The organism is Mesorhizobium sp. M1066 (genome assembly GCF_040318635.1).
GTDB lineage: Bacteria > Pseudomonadota > Alphaproteobacteria > Rhizobiales > Rhizobiaceae > Mesorhizobium.
Genome location: NZ_JAMYMR010000007.1, coordinates 194,652 through 213,431, shown reverse-complemented (window position 1 = coordinate 213,431; position 18,780 = coordinate 194,652). Strand labels below are relative to the sequence as shown.

General features: G+C 63.4%; 17 protein-coding genes and 1 pseudogene. 12 read left to right on the top strand and 6 right to left on the bottom strand.

The features are described 5' to 3' along the window. Nucleotides 1–43 precede the first annotated feature (43 nt). Nucleotides 44–259: a hypothetical protein gene (locus NKH52_RS13350; protein WP_352613229.1), complete on the top strand. Its 216-nt coding sequence runs from the start codon at nt 44–46 to the stop codon at nt 257–259. A gap of 51 nt (nt 260–310) precedes the next feature. Further along, nucleotides 311–439 carry a hypothetical protein gene (locus tag NKH52_RS13345; RefSeq protein ID WP_352442773.1) on the top strand — a complete coding sequence of 43 codons (129 nt, stop codon included), beginning with the start codon at nt 311–313 and terminating at the stop codon, nt 437–439. Between the two features lie 73 nt (nt 440–512). On the opposite strand, the gene smc is transcribed toward NKH52_RS13345, so the two are convergent. The 3 genes from smc to NKH52_RS13330 all read right to left on the bottom strand — a co-directional run bounded on the left by smc (nt 513) and on the right by NKH52_RS13330 (nt 5,487). After that, a complete protein-coding gene (gene smc, locus NKH52_RS13340) occupies nt 513–3,974 on the bottom strand; it encodes a chromosome segregation protein SMC (protein ID WP_352735949.1) in 3,462 nt (1,153 codons plus the stop codon). Between the two features lie 105 nt (nt 3,975–4,079). Beyond that, complete coding sequence (locus tag NKH52_RS13335; protein ID WP_352735950.1) at nt 4,080–4,823, bottom strand: DsbA family protein; 744 nt, start codon at nt 4,821–4,823, stop codon at nt 4,080–4,082. Nucleotides 4,824–4,986: 163 nt separating this feature from the next. Further along, on the bottom strand, nt 4,987–5,487 hold the full coding sequence (locus tag NKH52_RS13330; RefSeq protein ID WP_127290824.1) for a DUF721 domain-containing protein: 501 nt from the start codon (nt 5,485–5,487) through the stop codon (nt 4,987–4,989). A gap of 53 nt (nt 5,488–5,540) precedes the next feature. On the opposite strand from NKH52_RS13330, the gene mutY reads away from it, so the two are divergent. Both mutY and NKH52_RS13320 read left to right on the top strand, forming a co-directional pair. Next, entirely contained in the window at nt 5,541–6,722 is a 1,182-nt protein-coding gene (gene mutY / locus NKH52_RS13325; protein WP_352735952.1) for an A/G-specific adenine glycosylase, read from the top strand. Further along, nucleotides 6,715–7,326 (top strand): HAD family hydrolase, encoded by a 612-nt coding sequence (locus NKH52_RS13320; RefSeq protein WP_352735953.1) that lies wholly within the window; start codon nt 6,715–6,717, stop codon nt 7,324–7,326. The genes mutY and NKH52_RS13320 overlap by 8 nt, the downstream gene beginning before the upstream one ends. A 67-nt stretch (nt 7,327–7,393) precedes the next feature. Here NKH52_RS13320 and NKH52_RS13315 read toward each other — a convergent pair whose 3' ends face one another. Then, nucleotides 7,394–8,527, bottom strand: a complete 1,134-nt coding sequence (locus NKH52_RS13315) for a site-specific DNA-methyltransferase (protein ID WP_352735954.1) — start codon at nt 8,525–8,527, stop codon at nt 7,394–7,396. Nucleotides 8,528–8,702: 175 nt separating this feature from the next. Between NKH52_RS13315 and NKH52_RS13310 the strand changes: the two are divergent. The 3 genes and pseudogenes from NKH52_RS13310 to NKH52_RS13300 all read left to right on the top strand — a co-directional run. Beyond that, nucleotides 8,703–9,365, top strand: a pseudogene (locus NKH52_RS13310) (HAD family hydrolase); the annotation flags it as partial. A gap of 170 nt (nt 9,366–9,535) precedes the next feature. Continuing rightward, a complete protein-coding gene (locus tag NKH52_RS13305; protein WP_023808587.1) occupies nt 9,536–9,772 on the top strand; it encodes a transcriptional regulator in 237 nt (78 codons plus the stop codon). Beyond that, complete coding sequence (locus NKH52_RS13300; RefSeq protein WP_352735955.1) at nt 9,772–10,062, top strand: type II toxin-antitoxin system RelE/ParE family toxin; 291 nt, start codon at nt 9,772–9,774, stop codon at nt 10,060–10,062. The genes NKH52_RS13305 and NKH52_RS13300 overlap by 1 nt, the downstream gene beginning before the upstream one ends. A 25-nt stretch (nt 10,063–10,087) precedes the next feature. On the opposite strand, the gene NKH52_RS13295 is transcribed toward NKH52_RS13300, so the two are convergent. Further along, nucleotides 10,088–10,819: a hypothetical protein gene (locus NKH52_RS13295; protein WP_352735956.1), complete on the bottom strand. Its 732-nt coding sequence runs from the start codon at nt 10,817–10,819 to the stop codon at nt 10,088–10,090. A gap of 128 nt (nt 10,820–10,947) precedes the next feature. Here NKH52_RS13295 and thrC point away from each other — a divergent pair, with 128 nt between their 5' ends. From thrC to NKH52_RS13275, 4 genes are read left to right on the top strand one after another with little or no spacing between them, the layout of a single operon-like run. Beyond that, nucleotides 10,948–12,345 carry a threonine synthase gene (gene thrC, locus NKH52_RS13290; protein WP_127395642.1) on the top strand — a complete coding sequence of 466 codons (1,398 nt, stop codon included), beginning with the start codon at nt 10,948–10,950 and terminating at the stop codon, nt 12,343–12,345. Between the two features lie 14 nt (nt 12,346–12,359). After that, nucleotides 12,360–13,652: a M16 family metallopeptidase gene (locus NKH52_RS13285; protein WP_056580991.1), complete on the top strand. Its 1,293-nt coding sequence runs from the start codon at nt 12,360–12,362 to the stop codon at nt 13,650–13,652. A gap of 15 nt (nt 13,653–13,667) precedes the next feature. Next, a complete protein-coding gene (locus tag NKH52_RS13280; RefSeq protein ID WP_127412055.1) occupies nt 13,668–14,264 on the top strand; it encodes a GNAT family N-acetyltransferase in 597 nt (198 codons plus the stop codon). A 3-nt stretch (nt 14,265–14,267) separates the two neighbouring features. After that, complete coding sequence (locus tag NKH52_RS13275) at nt 14,268–17,156, top strand: EAL domain-containing protein (protein ID WP_027035929.1); 2,889 nt, start codon at nt 14,268–14,270, stop codon at nt 17,154–17,156. A 5-nt stretch (nt 17,157–17,161) separates the two neighbouring features. Here the strand turns inward: NKH52_RS13275 and NKH52_RS13270 are convergent, their stop codons facing one another. Beyond that, a complete protein-coding gene (locus NKH52_RS13270) occupies nt 17,162–17,770 on the bottom strand; it encodes a YqgE/AlgH family protein (RefSeq protein WP_023808594.1) in 609 nt (202 codons plus the stop codon). Nucleotides 17,771–17,940: 170 nt separating this feature from the next. On the opposite strand from NKH52_RS13270, the gene NKH52_RS13265 reads away from it, so the two are divergent. Beyond that, nucleotides 17,941–18,747, top strand: coding sequence for a protein-disulfide reductase DsbD domain-containing protein (locus tag NKH52_RS13265; RefSeq protein WP_352735958.1), 807 nt, complete (start codon nt 17,941–17,943; stop codon nt 18,745–18,747). Nucleotides 18,748–18,780 lie beyond the last annotated feature (33 nt).

Genomic DNA, 18,780 nt, shown 5'->3' with positions numbered 1-18,780 from the left:
CGGGCGCGGCACCCAGGAAGCGCGCCATCAGCATTGAGGGACGATGACGATCAAGATCAGGCTTCCGGGCGGTGTGTTGAAGGTCAAGCAACGCCATGAGTTGCGGCGGCGGGAGCACAAGGGCGAAGTCCCGGTCTGGCAGTTTGGCAAATATTTCGTCATCTGGTGGCCGAGTACAATTCCTGATCGACCCTCCAAGAGCTCGAATACTGACAAGGAGCTTGAAATGACGCTTCCATCGACTGGAGAAGGCACGTAAGCTCTATGCATCATGGCTTTTCGAATCAGATTGCCGGGAGGCACACTGAAGGTGAAGACCTACCGCGAACTGCGTGATCGCGAGCGGGATCGCAGGGTGCCTGTGCTGAAATTGGGATCACTCTATTTCGTCTGGGCTTCGGCCAAACAGCATTCGCACAAACACAATCCGACGCTCTGATTTTTTTGCCGGGGTTCACACTTTTCCCTGAAATCGCTCCAGAGCCGCCCATTCGCAGGTAGCGCGACCTGGGTCAGCTTGCCTCGCGCATCGCTTCGGCCGCCTGCAGGTCGACCGACACCAGCTGGCTGACCCCCTGCTCGGCCATGGTCACGCCGAACAGCCGGTTCATGCGCGCCATGGTGATGGGATTGTGGGTGATGATGACGAAACGCGTCTCGGTGGTGGCCGCCATCTCGTCCATGAGATTGCAGAAGCGTTCGACATTGTGATCGTCGAGCGGCGCGTCGACTTCGTCGAGCACGCAGATCGGCGCCGGATTGGTCAAGAACACCGCGAAGATCAGCGACATCGCCGTCAACGCCTGCTCGCCACCGGACAGCAGCGTCATGGTCTGCGGCTTCTTGCCGGGCGGGCGGGCAAGAATTTCGAGGCCAGCCTCGAGCGGATCGTCGGATTCGATCAGCTGCAATTCCGCCGTGCCGCCGCCGAACAGATGCGAGAACAGCCGCTGGAAATGGCCGTTGACGACCTCGAAGGCGGCCAGCAACCGCTCACGACCTTCGCGGTTGAGGCTCTGGATCGCCTGCCGCAACTTGCGGATCGCCTCGATGATGTCCTCGCGCTCCGACACGATCGCTTCCAGCCGGTCGGACAGCTCCTTCTGCTCTTCCTCGGCGCGCAGGTTGACGGCGCCGAGCCGTTCGCGCTCGATCTTCAGCCGATCGAGCTGACGCTCGATCTCGGCCATTTCCGGCATCGGGCTGTCAGCCTCCAGACCGGTGTGGCGAATGACCAGATGCGGCGGCGTGTTCAGCGTCTCCTGGATGCGCGCCTCGACCTCCAGCCGGCGTTCGTCGGCCGCGGTCAGCCGCTCTTCGGCACGAACGCGGGTCTCGCGCGCCTCGGCCAGGAACTGGATGGCGCCGGTGGCTGCCTTGTCCAGTTCGGATTGCCGGTTCTCCGCTTCCTGCAGACGGTCGGCCGCCGCCTTGCGCAAGCTCTCGGCCTCGGTGAGCTGCGACAGCAAGGCACGCCGCTTGGCGTCGATTTCATCGGGAGCATCGGCCAGCCGCTCGCGTTCGGCCTCGGCCTCGGCCTTGCGTTCGCCGAGCGATGCGATCTGCGTCGAGGCGTTTTCGGCCCGCTCCAGCCAGTTGCTGCGCTCGGCGCCAATGGCATCGAGCCGGCGCGCGCGCGCCTCGGCTTCGCGCCGCAGACCCTCGTGCACGGCACGCGCATCGGCAAGCGCGGCGCGGTCGCGGGCGACATTGGCCGAGGACTGTTCGAGCTGCAATTGCAGATCGCCAAGATCGGGCGCGTCCTGCAGCAGCATTTCGGCCTCGGCGAAGGCGGCCGAAATCTCCTCATGGCTGTCGACGATGCGGGCGCGCGCTTCATCGAGTGCTGCGCGCCGGCTCTGCAATTCGCCGCCGGCTCTCTCGGCCTCGGCCAGCGCATTGCGGGCAGCGTCCAGCCGATGCTGGGCGTCACGACCGGCCTGGCGCGTGTTGCGCTCGGCCTCGCTCGCCAGGCGGAGCGCCTGTTCAGCCTCTCCCAGCGCCTCCTCAGCCTGGCGCAGGACGAGCGTCGCCTGTATCGCCTCGGCATCGAGCTCAGCCAGCCGGTTCTTCTGCGCCAGCCTTTGTGCTGCGGCGGTCGGCGCATCGGCGCTGGCGGTAAAGCCATCCCAACGCCAGAGCGCGCCTTCACGGCTGACCAGCCGCTGGCCGGGAGCAAGCAGCGACTGCAACCGGCGGCCGTCGCCGGCGGAATCGACGATCCCGATCTGCGCCAGGCGGCGGGCGAGCTGTGCCGGCGCGTGGACCACGCTGGCCAGGCTTTTGACGCCTTCCGGCAGAGCCGCGTCGCCGGGCTGGATCGCGCTTTCGCCCCAATGCACCGGCGCGCTGCGGTCGAGCGGCACGTCGAGATCTTCGCCAAGGGCCGCACCCAGCGCCGTTTCGAAACCGCGATCGACGCTGATCTGCTCCAGCACGGCCGGGAAGAGATCCCCACTGGCGGCATTCAGGATTTTTGCCAGCGTGCGCGCTTCGGTTTCGATCCGCGCCAGCTCGGCCCTGGCATCCTGAAGCGGTGGCCGGGCAGAACTTTCCGTGGCGCGAGCATCGATGACCGACTGCTCGGCCTCGGACACGGCAGCCTCGGCCTCCTCCAGCAGCGCCATGGCCTGTTCGACCAGCACCCGCTTCTCGGCCGGATCGGGCAGGCCAGCGACCTTGGAGAATATCTCAGACAATTCCCGGTCGACATCGGCAAGCTGGCGCGCGAAGCGGTCGCGGCGTTCGGCGGTATCGCGCAGCGTCCGTTCGATCTGGTTGCGCGAGGCGGAAGCCTCGGCCCGTTCGGCGGTCAGCGCGGCGAGCTTGGCTTCGCTTTGCGAAAGCGTCGACGCCGCCTGTTCGAACGCCGCACGGGTGGTGGCTTCGCGTTCGGCGGCGCCGGCATTTTCCGAATTGAGTGCTGCCTCTTCGGTGCGAAGGCGCTCGAGAATGTCCGCATTGTCGCGGACCATGCGCTCTTCACGTGCGATATCGCCGTCGAGCTGCTGCAGCCGGCGCTCGAGTTCGCTCTGACGGGCGCGGATGCGACCGGCTTCCTCCTCGATCTGCGACTTGGCGATCGACAGGCGCTGGAAGGCAGCGGCGGCGGCGGCTTCCGCGTCGCGCAGGTCCGGCAGCCTATGAGCGCCGATGCCTTGCTCCCTGGCGGCGGCCATCTGGGCTGCGGCGCGGTCGCCGACCAGTGCTGTCGCAACCGCCAGCGCCGAACGTGCCTCGCCTTCCTGGGTCTTGGCCAGTGTCCAGCGCAAATGCAAAAGCGTCGCTTCTGCCTTGCGGATATCGGCCGACAGGTTCTTGAAGCGGGACGCCTGGCGCGCCTGGCGCTTCAGGCTTTCGATCTGGCTTTCCAGCTCGCCGACGACGTCGTCCAGTCGTTCGAGGTTCTGCTCGGCCGCCTTCAGCCGCAGTTCTGCCTCGTGGCGGCGGGTGTGCAGGCCGGAAATGCCTGCCGCCTCTTCGAGCAACGCGCGGCGTGCCTGCGGCTTGGCCTGGATCAGTTCGCCAATGCGGCCTTGACCGACCATCGACGGCGAACGCGCGCCGGTTGACTGGTCTGCGAACAGAAGCTGCACGTCCTTGGCACGGGCCTCCTTGCCGTTGATACGGTAAAGCGAGCCGGCCTCGCGCTCGATGCGGCGCGACACCTGCAGTTCGTCGGCATCGTTGAAGGCAGCGGGCGCCGAGCGGTCACTGTTGTCGAGGAAAAGCGTGACTTCGGCGGTGTTGCGTGCGGGCCGAGTGCCCGAGCCGGAAAAGATGACGTCGTCCATGCCGGACGCGCGCATGTTCTTGTAGGAGCTTTCGCCCATCACCCAGCGCAGCGCCTCGACAAGGTTCGACTTGCCGCAGCCATTCGGCCCGACAATGCCGGTCAGGCCGCGTTCGATGACGAACTCGCCGGGCTCGACGAAGGACTTGAAACCGAGGAGGCGAAGGCGCGAAAACTTCATTCGCCCCGCCCACTAAGCGGATTTCCGTGATTTTGCGAAAGGAATTCGCGGCACGACAGGAAGCCGCGCACGCCGAAGCGCCGCCGCCTCAGGGCTGACTGGATGTCAGAGCAGAGGGTCGATGATGGCCGACATTTCCTCAATCGACATCGCCCCTTTGTAGGTCTTACCGTTGATGAAGAAGGTCGGTGTCGAGTCGACCTTGAATTCATTGGCGCCGCGCTTCTGGACCGATCTCACATCGTCCAGAAGTTTCTGGTCCGTCAAGCAGGCCTCGAAGGACTCCTGTGTAAAACCGGCGAGCTTCGAGATTTGCAGCAGCGCATCCTTGGTATTCTGAACGCCAACCCAGTTCGCCTGCTGCCTGAACAGGACGTCGACCATAGGGTAATAGTTATCCTTGGCGCAGCGCGCCAGCATAAAACCGGCTTCGGCGCTCGGATCGAACGGGAATTCGCGCAGGATGTAGCGGACCTTGCCGGTGTCGATGTACTTGGTCTTCAGGTCCGGAAAGGTGGTCTCGGCGAAATGCGCGCAGTGTGGGCAGGTCATCGAGGCGTATTCGACGATGGTGACCTTGGCGTCATCCTTGCCAAGCTGCTTGTCGGGCAGCGCACCCGGCTTCATCAGTTCCGCCATGTCCACGGTGCCCTGGGCTTCCGGCGCGGTGGCGGCGGCCGGCGTGGCCGGCGTCGCGGGGGCGGCCGGGGCCGCAGGCTTCACATCCGCAGCCTTCGCCTCCTCGCCAGAGTCGCTGCAGGCGGCGAGCAGGGCCACCGCCGGAATGGCGGCCAGCGAAGACAGGACATTTCTGCGAGACAAGCTTTGACCAAACGGGGGACGGTTCATACGAATCACCTGACAAGGGTTGGATTTTGCAATGCAAAGACACGAAAAGGCGAGAGTTGGCGCGAATTAAGGCATCTCGATCCCCAATCCAATCGCGAAACCTGACAAGGGCGATCACGAATGCGAGATATTGACGACGAATCCATGACTTTCTTCAAGACGCCTATGATTTTCTCTCCCCAATAATGGTCGCGCCAAGTTTCTCCAGCGAGGCGCGCAGTTCATCATTATCGACTAGGCCGACAGTTCCCGACAATTTCGTCTTCTCAGCCGCCGTCAGCGGCCTCAGGGCCGGTTTGCGCTTTCCTTTGTCGGCTGTCACCGGCTTCTGCAGGATCCTGATGCGGTTGATGGCGGTGAAGCCGAGGAAGGCGTTGACCCGGTTGATGATCTCGCCCGTCTCGTGCTGCAGATGAAGTGCCGCCATGCCTTCGCAGGCAATGACCAGCACGGCCGGCTCGAACGGATCGTCCTCATGCATACGGCGCGGCCACTGGATTTTTTCGGGGCGCGAATGGCTGGCCAGCCGCGGGCCGGCGATCTCGTCCCATGACTGGACGAGGCCGATCGAAATGCCGGCCCGCTTGCGCAGCACCGGATCGAGGATCCTGGTCGCGAGATCGCTGACCGGGACGGGATTGCCGTAGGGCGTTCTCCCTGCCATGTACGTCCTCCAGCGACGACCCAGCAGATACCGGCCAGGCCAACACAAGATCAATGGCATCAGCAGACCAGACCCGCAAGACCGCATCCTGGGATAGTGGCAAAGCCACATCCGGAGATAGCAGCACAGCTGCATCCGGTGTCAGCGACGATATCGCATCCCGCCTGCTCAGCTGGTACGATGTGCATCACCGTGAATTGCCGTGGCGCATCACACCAATTGAGCATGCGCGCGGGGTGCGGCCTGATCCCTACCGCATCTGGCTCTCCGAGGTCATGCTGCAGCAGACCACCGTCGAAGCGGTGAAGGCTTATTTCCAGGTATTCGTCGAGAAATGGCCCGATGTCGAAGCGCTGGCCGCGGCGCCCACCGAGGACGTGATGAAGGCCTGGGCCGGGCTCGGCTACTACTCCCGCGCCCGCAATCTCAAGGCCTGTGCCGATCTTGTGGCCGCGCGTGGCGGCCGGTTTCCCGACACGGAGACGGGTTTGAGAGAACTGCCCGGCATCGGCGCCTATACGTCGGCGGCCATCACGGCGATTGCCTTCGATCGCCCCGCCGCCGTTGTCGACGGCAATGTCGAACGTGTCATCTCCCGGCTGTTTTCGATCGCAACCCCGCTCAGCGAAGCCAAGCCCGAGATCCGTGCCCATGTCGAGCGCATGGTGCCCGGGACAAGGCCTGGCGACTTCGCCCAAGCGATGATGGATCTCGGCGCCACCATCTGCACGCCACGCCGGCCGCGCTGCATGCTGTGCCCGCTGCGCGAAGACTGCAGCGCGGTCGTTTCAGGCGATCCCGAGCACTTCCCGGTGCGCCTGCCCAAGGCCGACAAGCCGCAGCGGCACGGCGCGGCCTTTGTCGCCGTGCGGGCCGACGGCGCCATCCTTCTGCGCAAACGGGCAGAGAAGGGTTTGCTCGGCGGCATGACCGAGGTGCCGACGACGGGCTGGACCGCGCGGATCGATGGGGCAACCACGGAAGCGGCCGCGCCCTTTCCCGCCGACTGGCGGCATGCGGGCCGCATTGCGCATGTCTTCACGCATTTCGCTCTCGAACTCGAAGTCTTTCACGCTCACATCAAAGGTGATGCGCCAGACGGGCATTTCTGGTCGCTCGCTCACGAGATTTCCGGCGAGGCGCTGCCGACTGTCATGAAAAAGGCAATCGAGGCTGCGATACCCGGCGCGACGAAAAAGCCGTCGCCACACAGTGCAAAGAGGCCCCATGACTGAAATACGCCACATCGTTTTCGACATCGGCAGAGTGCTGATCCACTACGATCCCAACATTCCGTTCAGCCGCCTCATTCCGGATGCCGAAGAGAGAAAGTGGTTTTTCGACAATGTCTGCACGCATGATTGGAACATCGAGCAGGATCGCGGCCGCACCTGGGAAGAGGCCGAGGCGCTGCTGATCGCGGACCATCCCGATCACGCGGAAAACATCCGCGGTTTCCGCCGCCATTGGCACGAGATGGTGCCGCATGCTTATGACGACAGCGTCGCCATCATGGTCGGCCTGATCGAGAGCGGCCACGACGTGACCATGCTGACCAACTTCGCCAGCGACACGCTGGCCGAAGCCCGCGAGCGCTTCGATTTTCTCAATCGTCCGCGCGGCGTCACCATCTCGGGCGAGATCGGCATGATCAAGCCGGATCGCGGCATTTACGATCATCACATCGCTGCCTTCGACCTCGAACCGGCCGCGACGCTGTTCATCGACGACAGCCAGAAGAATGTCGACGGCGCCAAGGCGGCCGGCTGGCAATCGGTGCTGTTCACCGATGCGAAGACGCTTCAAGCAGACCTTGAGCGTCTCGGAATCAAGGCGTGATTTGAATCGCTTCGAGCGATCCGCTGAGACTTTGAATCAGCGAAATTAGAAGCCAATTGGCAGGGGTTCAGGCCCCTGCCCGCTCCATGCCGAGCCGCGCGATGCGGCGAAGCTCGTCGATAGGGGTCAGGCCACCGCTGCGCTCATAATGCCAGAAGGTCCAGCCGTTGCAGGCATCGAGCCCCTGGACTTCGGCGCCGATCTTGTGGATCGAACCGGCGCTGTCGCCGATCGCCACAGTACCGTCGGCGCGCACCTTGGCGGCCCAGCGCTTCTTGGCGTCGTAGAGCGTCGCACCCGGCATCATCAGGCCGGTGTCGATCAGGCTGACGAAAGCAACGCGCGGCTCGGCGCGCTTGCCGGTCAGCACGGTGAGATCGGCGCCATCCAGTGGCCGCACCGCGTCGATGCGCTCGTTGGCGGCGTCGATATAGGCCTGCTCGCGTTCGATGCCGACGAAATGGCGGCCGAGACGCTTGGCCACCGCGCCCGTGGTGCCGGAGCCGAAGAAGGGATCGAGCACGATGTCGCCCGGTTTTGTCGAGGCCATCATGATGCGGGCAAGCAGCGCTTCCGGCTTTTGCGTCGGATGCAGCTTGTCGCCATTGTCGTTCTTCAGCCGCTCGCCGCCGGTGCAGATCGGAAACAGCCAGTCGGAGCGCATCTGGATATCGTCGTTGGACGCCTTCATGGCTTCGTAGTTGAAGGTATAGCCCTTGCCCTTCTGGTCGCGCGTAGCCCAGATCATCGTCTCATGCGCGTTCTGGAAGCGGCGGCCACGGAAATTCGGCATCGGGTTGGTCTTGCGCCAGATCACGTCGTTGAGGATCCAGAAGCCGAGATCCTGCATCTTGGCGCCGACCCGGAAGATGTTGTGATAGGAGCCGATGACCCAGATGGTGCCGTTGGGCTTCAGCACCCGGCGCGCCGCCAGCAGCCAGGCACGCGTGAAAGCGTCATAGGCCTCGAAACTCTCGAACTGGTCCCAGTCGTCGTCGACGGCGTCGACCTTCGACTGATCGGGGCGGTGCAGGTCGCCGTCGAGCTGCAGATTGTAGGGCGGATCGGCGAAGATGACGTCGATCGACTTTTCGGGCAGCCGGTCGAGCGCGGCGACGCAGTCGCCCTTGAGGATCGTGTCCAGCCATTCGGATTGCTGGGGGGCGTGGGATAGCTCGTCGAGAAGACGCACGGCAGACATTCTGACACCCAGGGCACGCGTTACTGTTTACTCCTGGTTATGGTTACCGATCAGCGTAAATATTCCGTGAAGGCCAAAGGGACGGGTGGCGAATTTGCGAACGCGGCCCTGTTGGTGTATGCCGCGCCGCCTGAGCCTTCCAAGGCCACTTCGCCCTCCCATTGTCCGGATCACCATGCCCCAGCCAGACCTTGTCATCTTCGATTGCGACGGCGTGCTCGTCGATTCCGAGATCATCGCCGCCCGCGTCGACGCCGAGCTTTTGACCTTGGCCGGATACGAGATATCGGCTGAGGAGATTTCGGAGAGCTATGCCGGCCTGACCTTCAAGGACATCATGCTGCGGGTCGAGGAAAAGTCCCGCATCCCCTTCCAGGCCTCTCTGATCGACAGGGAGGAACAATTGGTCGACCGCAAACTGCGCAGCGACGTCCGCGCCATCGATGGCGTGCGCGAGGCCGTTGCCGCGGTAAGCGTGCCGCGCTGCGTCTGCTCGAATTCACGCTCCGAGCGGATCGAATTCATGCTGGAAAAGGTGCATCTTCTGCCGTTTTTCACCGACCGGATTTTTTCGGCGATGGAAACACCGACCGGGAAAACGAAACCGGCGCCGGACGTGTTCCTGTTCGCGGCGGAGAAACTCAGCGCCAACCCGGCGAACACTTTCGTTATCGAGGATTCCGTGCACGGCGTTCACGGCGCAAGGACGGCGGGCATGCGGGTGATCGGCTTCACCGGAGCCGCCCACAGCTATCCCGGCCATGCCCCCGCGCCCCCCTGGGCCGGCGCCAAACGGGGCACCCGCCGGGGGGCTTTTTTCAAACGCGTCACCGCGGCGCGGCGGGTGGGGCCGGCCGCCGGGGGGCTATTAAATAGCCCCCCCCGGCGGGACTTTTCTCGCCCGGTCAGTCTACCGTTCTCGTGCTTCAGAGTGGTAGGAGGCGATACTGCAATTTTGGGAGCTGGTTTTTCATTTCAAAACCCTGATGGCTATGCGATGATTGCGTCATGACGATCGAGCTTGAAATCACGCCAGAGCTACAGGCCCGCATCGATGCTATCGCGGCGCGGTCCAGCCTGTCCGCGTCGGAAGTCGTTGCGGATGCGCTTGAGAACGGCCACTCCCTTGAGTGGCAGGAGCGGTTTTTAGACAAGGTGAACGCAGGAATTGAAGCGGCCGACCGTGGTGAATTTGCCAGCCGTGCCGATATCGAGCGGGTGTTGAACAAGTACCGCCCCACCTGATGCAGGTTTCATGGACGGGCGCGGCTCTCGATGACCTCGACCAGATTCAGGATTTTGTAGCGCAGGACAGTCCCGTTGCGGCGTATCGGCTAACAGCCGATATAATTGGCCGCACCGACGAACTCTTGGCGTCAAATCCCATGATCGGACGCCAGGGGCGAGCGGGCGGAACCCGCGAGCTTGTGATAGCGCGGACACCCTACATCGTTGTTTACCGGGTGCGCGGCAGCGACGTTGAAATCATCGCCATTGTTCATGGGGCCAGAGAATGGCCGGAGGGCCACACATAGCCCGCCAATGTCTTGTGTTCGCCGCCTAGTTCGTCGCGGCAGCCCTCTTGCGGCGGGTCTTCTTCGGCTTGTCGGCCGTTGCCTGATGCGCGGTTTCGTCATAGCCGGCAAAGGCCTGATAGTCCTGCGCCGTCGGCTCGGGCACGACAATATTGGAATCGGTGAAGACGAACTGCGTGGCGACCGAAGGATCGGTGACCTGGACCTGATACTGGTGGATCTGCGAATAGAGGACCTCGGTGCCATGCATCACAGCCGTGCGGATGGGCATGGTGATGGTGCCTGGAGAAAACTTCGGTCCGGGGACAATCTTGCCGGCGACCGCGATCTTCATCGTCAACTGGCCGTTGGCACGGCTGCAGTCGCGTGTCACATCGCTGACCGATGCCTGGTAGATGATGTTGGCCGATTCGTCGGGCGGAGTTGCAGCAGCGGCGTCAGCCTCGGCCTGGGCCGCGGCATCCTGCGCGGCGTCGCCGGTCTTCTTGATCCTGGGCTTGGGCTTCTGAGCTTCCTTGGAATAGGTGTTGAAGAAAGCCGTGCCGTCGCGCACCATCACCCGAGGGCAATAGGCCTGCAACTGGCTGGCCAGTATCTTGGGATCCTGGGGCGGCGGTGGCGCCGTCGGGTCCTCCTTCTTGCCTATGCCGAGGTTCAGGATGCCATTGTCGCCCGATTGGCAGCCGGCGGCGGCAAGCATAAAGCCGGTGAGCGCAAGACCCGCCAAAAAGCGACCACTGAATGTACGAAACGCCATGAAACTGCACTTCCCTCTCGCAAAGCTGGTGACGTATATCAACCGCGCGGCAAAAATGCGACTGAGCCAGCGCAGAAATTAACCACCTTGCGGTGGATGGAAGAGCCAAGCAGTAACGGAATTGTGACATGCACTATGTGAGTACCCGCGGGGAAGCCCCCGTTCTTGGATTTTCCGACGCCGTGCTGGCCGGGCTGGCGCGCGACGGCGGGCTCTACGTGCCGCGCGAGTGGCCACAGTTTTCCGCCGCCGAGATCCGCGCCATGCGCGGCCTTGCCTATCCCGACCTTGCCATCCGCGTGCTGTCGCCGTTCCTTGGCGACGAAATCCCGGCCCCCGTTTTCGAGCGGCTGGTGCGCGAAGCCTATGCCACCTTCCGCCACGAGGCCGTTTGCCCGCTGGTGCAGACCGGCCCCAACACCTTCATCCTGGAACTCTTCCACGGGCCGACGCTCGCCTTCAAGGACGTGGCGATGCAGCTTCTGGCCCGGCTGATGGACCATGTGCTTACCGAACGCGATCAGCACGCCACCATCGTCGGGGCGACCTCGGGCGATACCGGCGGGGCGGCCATCGATGCCTTTGCCGGTCGCAGCCGGACCGACATCTTCATCCTTTTCCCGCATGGCCGCGTCTCGCCGGTGCAGCAGCGGCAAATGACGACGTCGACGGCTGCAAACGTCCATGCGTTGGCGATCGAAGGCAATTTTGACGATTGCCAGGGCCTGCTCAAGGACATGTTCAACGATCACGGCTTTCGCGACCGGGTTGCGCTTTCGGGCGTCAATTCGATCAATTGGGCCCGCATCATGGCCCAGATCGTCTATTATTTCTCCTCGGCACTGTCGCTCGGCGCACCGGACAGGCCGGTCTCCTTCACCGTGCCGACCGGCAATTTCGGCGATATCTTCGCCGGCTACGCTGCCAAGAAGATGGGACTGCCGATCGAGCGGCTGGTCATCGCCACCAATGACAACGACATTCTGGCGCGCACCTTTTCGACCGGCGAATACCGCACCAAGGGCGTCTTTGCGACCACGTCGCCGTCGATGGATATCCAGGTGTCGTCGAATTTCGAACGCCTGCTGTTCGAGGCCTCCGGCCGTGACGCGGCGACCGTGCGGCGCTATATGGACGGCCTGAAGCAGTCCGGCGCTTTCACCATCGAACCTCAGCAAATCGCCGGGATGCGGTCCGAATTCGACGCCGGCCGCGCTGATATGGACGAGGTCGCGGCCACCATCCGCTCGACGCTCGCGGCCAGCAACTATCTGCTTGATCCGCACACCGCGGCAGCCGTGCATGTCGCTGCGGGCAAGGCGTCAGGCGCCGTGCCGATGGTGGTGCTGGGTACCGCGCACCCGGCAAAATTCCCGGCCGCCGTCGAAGCCGCCAGCGGCGTGTCGCCCGCACTGCCCGCATGGCTAGGTGGGTTGATGACATCGGAGGAAAAATACACGGTACTTCCATCCGACCTGAAAATGGTGGAAGATTACGTCGGCCGCCGCGCGCGGGCGGCGCGTTAGGGAGTAGTAGCCATATGGGTGTTGAGGTAAGCCGTCTGTCGAACGGCCTGACAGTCGCCACCGAAACCCTTCAAAGCATCGAATCGGTTGCCCTTGGTGCCTGGGTCAAGTCGGGTGCCCGCAATGAACGTGACGACGAGCATGGCATGGCCCATCTGCTCGAGCACATGGCGTTCAAGGGCACGAAAAGGCGGAGCGCCTTCGAAATCGCCTCGGAGATCGAGGACGTCGGCGGCGAGATCAATGCCGCCACCAGCGTCGAGACCACCTCCTACTATGCCAGGGTGCTCTCCGACGACGTGCCGCTGGCCGTCGACATTCTTGCCGACATCCTGCAGGAGTCCGAGTTCGACCCGCAGGAACTCGAACGCGAACAGCATGTGATCCTGCAGGAGATCGGCGCCGCGCACGACACCCCCGACGACATCGTCTTCGACCGTTTCACGGAAACCGCCTATCGCCATCAGACGATTGGGCGCTCCATTCTCGGCACGCCCGAAACGGTCAAATCCTTCACCTCCAAGCAACTCCACGACTTCATCGAGCGGCAATACGGCGCCGAGCGCATGGTGATTGTCGCCGCCGGCGACATCAAGCATGACAATTTCGTGCGCGAGGTCGAAAAGCAACTCGGCGGCTTCCGCAGCAAGGCCGACAGCACCATCCCGCAATATGCGCAATATGTCGGCGGCGATTTCCGCGAAGACCGCGACCTGATGGACGCGCAGATCGTGCTGGGGTTCGAGGGTCGTGCCTATCATGTGCGCGACTTCTATGCCTCGCAGGTGCTGTCGATGATCCTCGGCGGCGGCATGTCGTCGCGCCTGTTCCAGGAGGTCCGCGAGAAGCGCGGCCTGTGTTATTCGGTCTATGCCTTCCATTGGGGCTTTTCCGACACCGGCGTCTTCGGCGTCCATGCCGCGACCGGCCAAAGCGACATCGCCGAACTGGTGCCTGTCATCATCGACGAACTGCAGAAGGCCGGCGAGAAGATCCTGCAGGAAGAACTCGACCGGGCGCGCGCCCAATATCGCGCCGGACTGATCATGTCCGCCGAAAGCCCGGCCAGCCGCGCTTCGCAGATCGCACGGCAACTGCTTCTGTTCGGCCGGCCGATCGCCAAGGAGGAACTGATGGAACGGCTGTCGGCGCTGACGATCGAGCGGCTGACCGATCTGTCGTCGCGGTTGTTCTCGACCAAGCCGACGCTCACCGCTGTCGGGCCTGTGGGTACGCTGGCGCCCTACGAGGCGATCCTCGAATCGCTCGCGGGCACGCAGACCACGGCCCGCAAGCTCGCCGTCTAAGCCCCTCAAAGCGCCATGTTCGCGCTCCCTTTCTTTCGCCGTGACCTGCCGGCACTGAAAGGCGACCGCGTCACGCTGCGCGTGCCGTTCACCAATGACTATCGCGAGTGGGCGGCAGTGCGCGGCGAAAGCCGCGCCTTCCTCGAACCATGGGAACCACGCTGGACCCCCGATGAACTCGACCGCAACGCTTGGCGGCTGCGCATCAGCCGCTACCGCGAGGATTATGCTCAGGGAACCGCTATCGCCTTCTTCATCTTCGAGAGGAGCAGTGGCAAGCTGGCCGGCGGCATCACGCTCGGCAACATACGCCATGGCGTCTCGCAAAGCGGCCATGTCGGCTACTGGATCGGCGAGCGCTTCGGCGGCCGCGGCCTGATGACCGACGCGGTCAAGGTGGTGGCCCGCTTCGCCTTCGATACGCTGAGGTTGCACCGGATCGAAGCGGCCTGTATCCCCGACAACATCAGGTCGATCCGCGTGCTTGAAAAAGCCGGATTTCGGCGCGAAGGACTGCTGCGATCCTATCTCAGGATCAACGGCATCTGGCAGGACCATTACCTCTACGCCCGGATCGCGGACGATCCGCCGGGCGTTGGAACGAAGGACTGATTTTTGACGAATTTCCTGCGAAACGGGTCGCTGTTCGCCTTTGTCCTCGCGACACTCCTGACGCTGTGGGCAGCATCGTCGGCCTTCGCCGTGGAGCCGATCAAGATCGCCCGCGACGACGTCGCGCTCGACCTTTCCGGCGCCGTCGAGATCTACCGGAACCAGGGCGAGAATTTCCAGGTGTCGACCGCGCCGGGTCCGGACGGTATCGTGCGGCGCATCGAGGTCGAGGCCAATGATGCGCGTTCGACCGGCGACTGGGCTGTTTTCGCGCTCGCCAACACCACCGACCAGCAGCTCGACCGGCTGATCGTCGCACCGCATTTCCGCCTGGTGAATTCCGGCATCTTCTGGCCGGATCTCGGCTCGACCCGCATCGCGGCCATCACGCCCAGCGAGGGCTTCGCGCTCGACCGCCAGACCAGCCCCGATGCCGACGTTTTCCGGGTGACGCTGAATCCCGGCACGGTGATCACCTTCATTGCCGAACTGGCCTCGCCGAAGCTGCCGCAGGTCTACCTCTGGGATCCCGAATCCTACAAGGACTCGGTCAATTCATACACGCTGTTTCGCGGCATCGTCATCGGCATCGCAGGCTTGCTGGCGCTGTTTTTGACCATCCTTTTCGTGGTCAAGGGAACCTCGATGTTCCCCGCGACCGCAGCCCTTGCCTGGGCGGTGCTGGCCTATATCTGCGTCGATTTCGGCTTCCTCAACAAGATCATCGAGATATCGCCCGGCAACGAGCAGATGTGGCGAGCGGGGACCGAAGTGGCGCTCGCGGGAACCTTCGTGGTGTTCCTGTTCGCCTATCTCAACCTCAACCGATGGCACGGCCATTTCAGCTATGGCGCGCTGGTCTGGATACTCGGGCTGGTGCTGATCGCCGGCGTCGCCATCATCGATCCGGCGGTCGCCGCCGGCATCGCAAGGCTGTCCTTCGCCGCCACCGCGCTGACCGGGCTTGGCCTGATCATCTTCCTCGGCATACGCGGCTACGACCGCGCCATCATGCTGGTGCCCAGTTGGGTCATGGTGCTGTTGTGGCTATGCGGATCGTGGATGGCGATCACCGGCATGCTCGACAACGATATCGCCCAGCCGGCCCTGGGCGGCGGGCTGATCCTGATCATCCTTCTGATCGGCTTCACCGTCATGCAGCATGCTTTTGCCGGCGGCGCGCTGCATCAGGGCCTGTTCTCCGACCTCGAGCGGCAGGCGCTGGCGGTGGCCGGTTCGGGCGACACGGTATGGGATTGGGACGTGCTGCGCGACCGCGTCGTCACCAAGCCCGACGTCAGCATCCAGCTCGGACTGGCGCCGAACAGCCTTGGCGGCGCGGCCCGCAACTGGCTCCCGGTGCTGCATGCCGACGACCGCGACACGTTCCGCACCACGCTCGACGTCGTGCTCGAACACCGTCGCGGCCGGGTATCGCAGAACTTCCGACTGCGCGGCGCCGACGGCCACTACCACTGGTTTTCGCTGCGCGCGCGCCCTGTCATCGGATCCGACGGCGAGGTCATCCGCTGCGTCGGTACCATGGTCGACGTGACCGAGCAGAAAAAGTCCGAGGAAAGGCTGCTGCACGACGCCGTGCACGACAATCTGACCGGTCTGCCGAACCGCGAACTTTTGATGAATCGGCTGGAAGCGATTATCTCGATCGCGCGCACCGAAGAAAAGGTGCGGCCAACCGTCTTCGTAATCGACATCGACCGTTTCAAGCAGGTCAATGACGGGCTCGGCATCTCGGCCGGCGACACCATTTTGCTGACCATCGCACGCCGGCTGCACCGGCTGCTCAAGCCGAAGGATTCGCTGTCGCGCTTTGCCGGCGATCAGTTCGCTCTGATGCTATTGTCCGAACAGGATCCGGCCCGCATCGCTGCGGTCGCTGATGCAATCAAGCATGCCATCAACAACCCGATCACCTTTGCCAAGCGCGAGATCGTGCTGACCGCGTCGATCGGGCTGATCACCTGGAATTCGCCGCAGATGTCGGCCGAGGACATGGTCAAGGATGCCGAGCTTGCCATGCACCAGGCCAAGCGCTTCGGCGGCGACAGGATCGAGCCGTTCCGTCCGGCTTTCCGCACTGTCGGCACCGACAGGCTGCAGTTCGAATCCGACCTGCGCCGCGCCATCGAGCGACGCGAATTCACGCTTGCCTACCAGCCGATCGTGCGGCTTGAGGATGGCAGCGTCGCCGGCTTCGAAGCGCTGCTGCGCTGGGACCACCCGCGCCGCGGCATGATCCCGCCGGCGGATTTCATCCCGGTCGCCGAAAGCTGCGGGCTGATCGTGCAGCTCGGCCTGTTTGCCATGCAGCAGGCGGCGGAAGACCTCGCCAGCTGGCAAAAGCAGATCGGCGACGCGCCGCTGTCGGTCTCGGTCAATTTGTCCAGCCGCCAGCTGATCCGCCGCGACCTGGTCAGCGACGTCCGCTCGGTCATCGCTCGGGCCAATCTGAAGCCGCGCTGCTTCCGGCTGGAGCTCACCGAATCGCTTGTCATGGACAATCCCGAGCAGACCGCCCATGTGCTGACCAAGCTGAAGCAGCTCGGCATCGGCCTGTCGCTGGATGATTTCGGCACCGGCTATTCCTCATTGGCCTATCTGACGCGTTTTCCCTTCGACACCATCAAGATCGACAAGAGCTTCGTTGACGACAACACGCCCAAGCGCGCGGTGCTGCTGAAATCGATGGTCAACATGGCGCATGAACTCGGCCTGTCCGTCGTCGCCGAGGGCATTTCGGACGAGAGCGACGCGCTGGAACTGCGCCAGATGGGCTGCGAATATGTCCAGAGCTTCATGTTCGGCGCACCAATGCCGGGCGACCAGGTGCTGAAGACGCTAAAGGAGCAGTATCCGCTGACGCAAGCGTAAGCGGATCAGGCGTGCCCGGCAGCGAGGCTGAGATGCGCAAGGTCGATACCAATCGAGGCGAGGATCCGGTCGTATTTGCGCTCGATATCGGTGTCGAACAGAAGCTCGGCATTGGCCGGGCAGGTCAGCCAGCCATTTTCGGCAATCTCGGTCTCCAGTTGGCCGGCGCCCCAGCCGGAATAGCCGAGCGCCATCAGCGCATGACGAGGCCCGCGGCCGGACGAAATGGCGCGCAATATGTCGACGGTCGCGGTCAGGCAGATGTCGTCGGAAACGGTCAGCGACGATTCCACCCGATAATCTCCCGAATGCAGGACGAAGCCCCGGCTGCGATCCACGGGCCCGCCATTGCGCACGACGAAGTCGCGCGCCTGCGCCGGCAAGCGGATCGCCTCCTGCTCGTTCATGATGCCCAGTTGCACGAGCAGGTCCGGAAACAGCATCTGCTGCGTCTGGTTGATGATCAGGCCCATGGCGCCTTCATCGGAATGTGCGCAGACATAGATGACCGAGCGCGTGAAACGGTCGTCCTTCATGCCGGGCATGGCAATCAGGAACTGATCGTCGAGAAAGCCGCGACTGGCGACCGTCTTCTTGTGGCGCAACAAGTCCATAAAGGGAGCGTAACGCGTTTCCAAAGCGCCGAAAAGATGCGCCGTGCTGGATTCGACCAAAGCCTGTTGCGGCGGCTCGAACATTCTTCTCCCTCGAAGTCACGCAAATATGATACCGGCAAGGCCATGAAATCATTGCGCGGCCACGAACGGACGATCAAATCACCGCCATGCGAAGCTTGAAAATCCTGCTGCTCGGCGCCGCCATCGGATCGGCAACCGCTCTTCCAGCCGCCGCCTCTTCGTCGGCGTGGTACAACAGTGAAGGCGGCAAGGTTCGGCTGGTTACATCAGGCAAAGCCGACGATGCCGGCCGTATCCAAGGCGTTCTCGATATTGCGCTCAAGCCTGGCTGGAAGACATATTGGCGCGATCCGGGCGACGCGGGCGTGCCGCCGCAACTCGACATTTCAGCCAGCACCAACATCGCCGACGCCACTCTGTCGTTTCCGGCGCCGCAGCGCCATGACGACGGCTATGGCAAATGGGCAGGCTACAACTATCCGGTTTCTCTGCCGGTGACATTCACGCTGGCGACGCCGAACCAGCCGGCGGTGATCGATGCCGACATCTTTCTCGGCATCTGCGAAACGATCTGCATTCCGGTGCAGACGCGGCTGACCGTCGACCCCGCCTCCGATCCGGACAATGCCGAGGACGCGGCGCTGGTGAAGGCGAGTTTTACGGCACTGCCTGCGCCCGCGAGGTCCGATTTCGGCATCAATGTGCTGCCGGGCGACCACGAGACGCTGATTGTCGAGGCGAGCTTTCCCGGCGATCCGGCGGCGGCGGATCTCTTCGTTGCCGGCGAGCGGGACTACATGTTCGGCACCCCGGCCCGCAGCGAAAAGGACGGCAAGCTGATTTTCACCGTGCCGATCCTCGATCGCCCCTCGACCACGCCGACCGATGGCGGGCTTCACTATACGCTGACGAGTGCGGCGGGCGCGGTCGAAGGGGTTCTGCCTTTCCCTTGATCCAGCCTGTCGCAACGATTGCAGGAAGCCGTT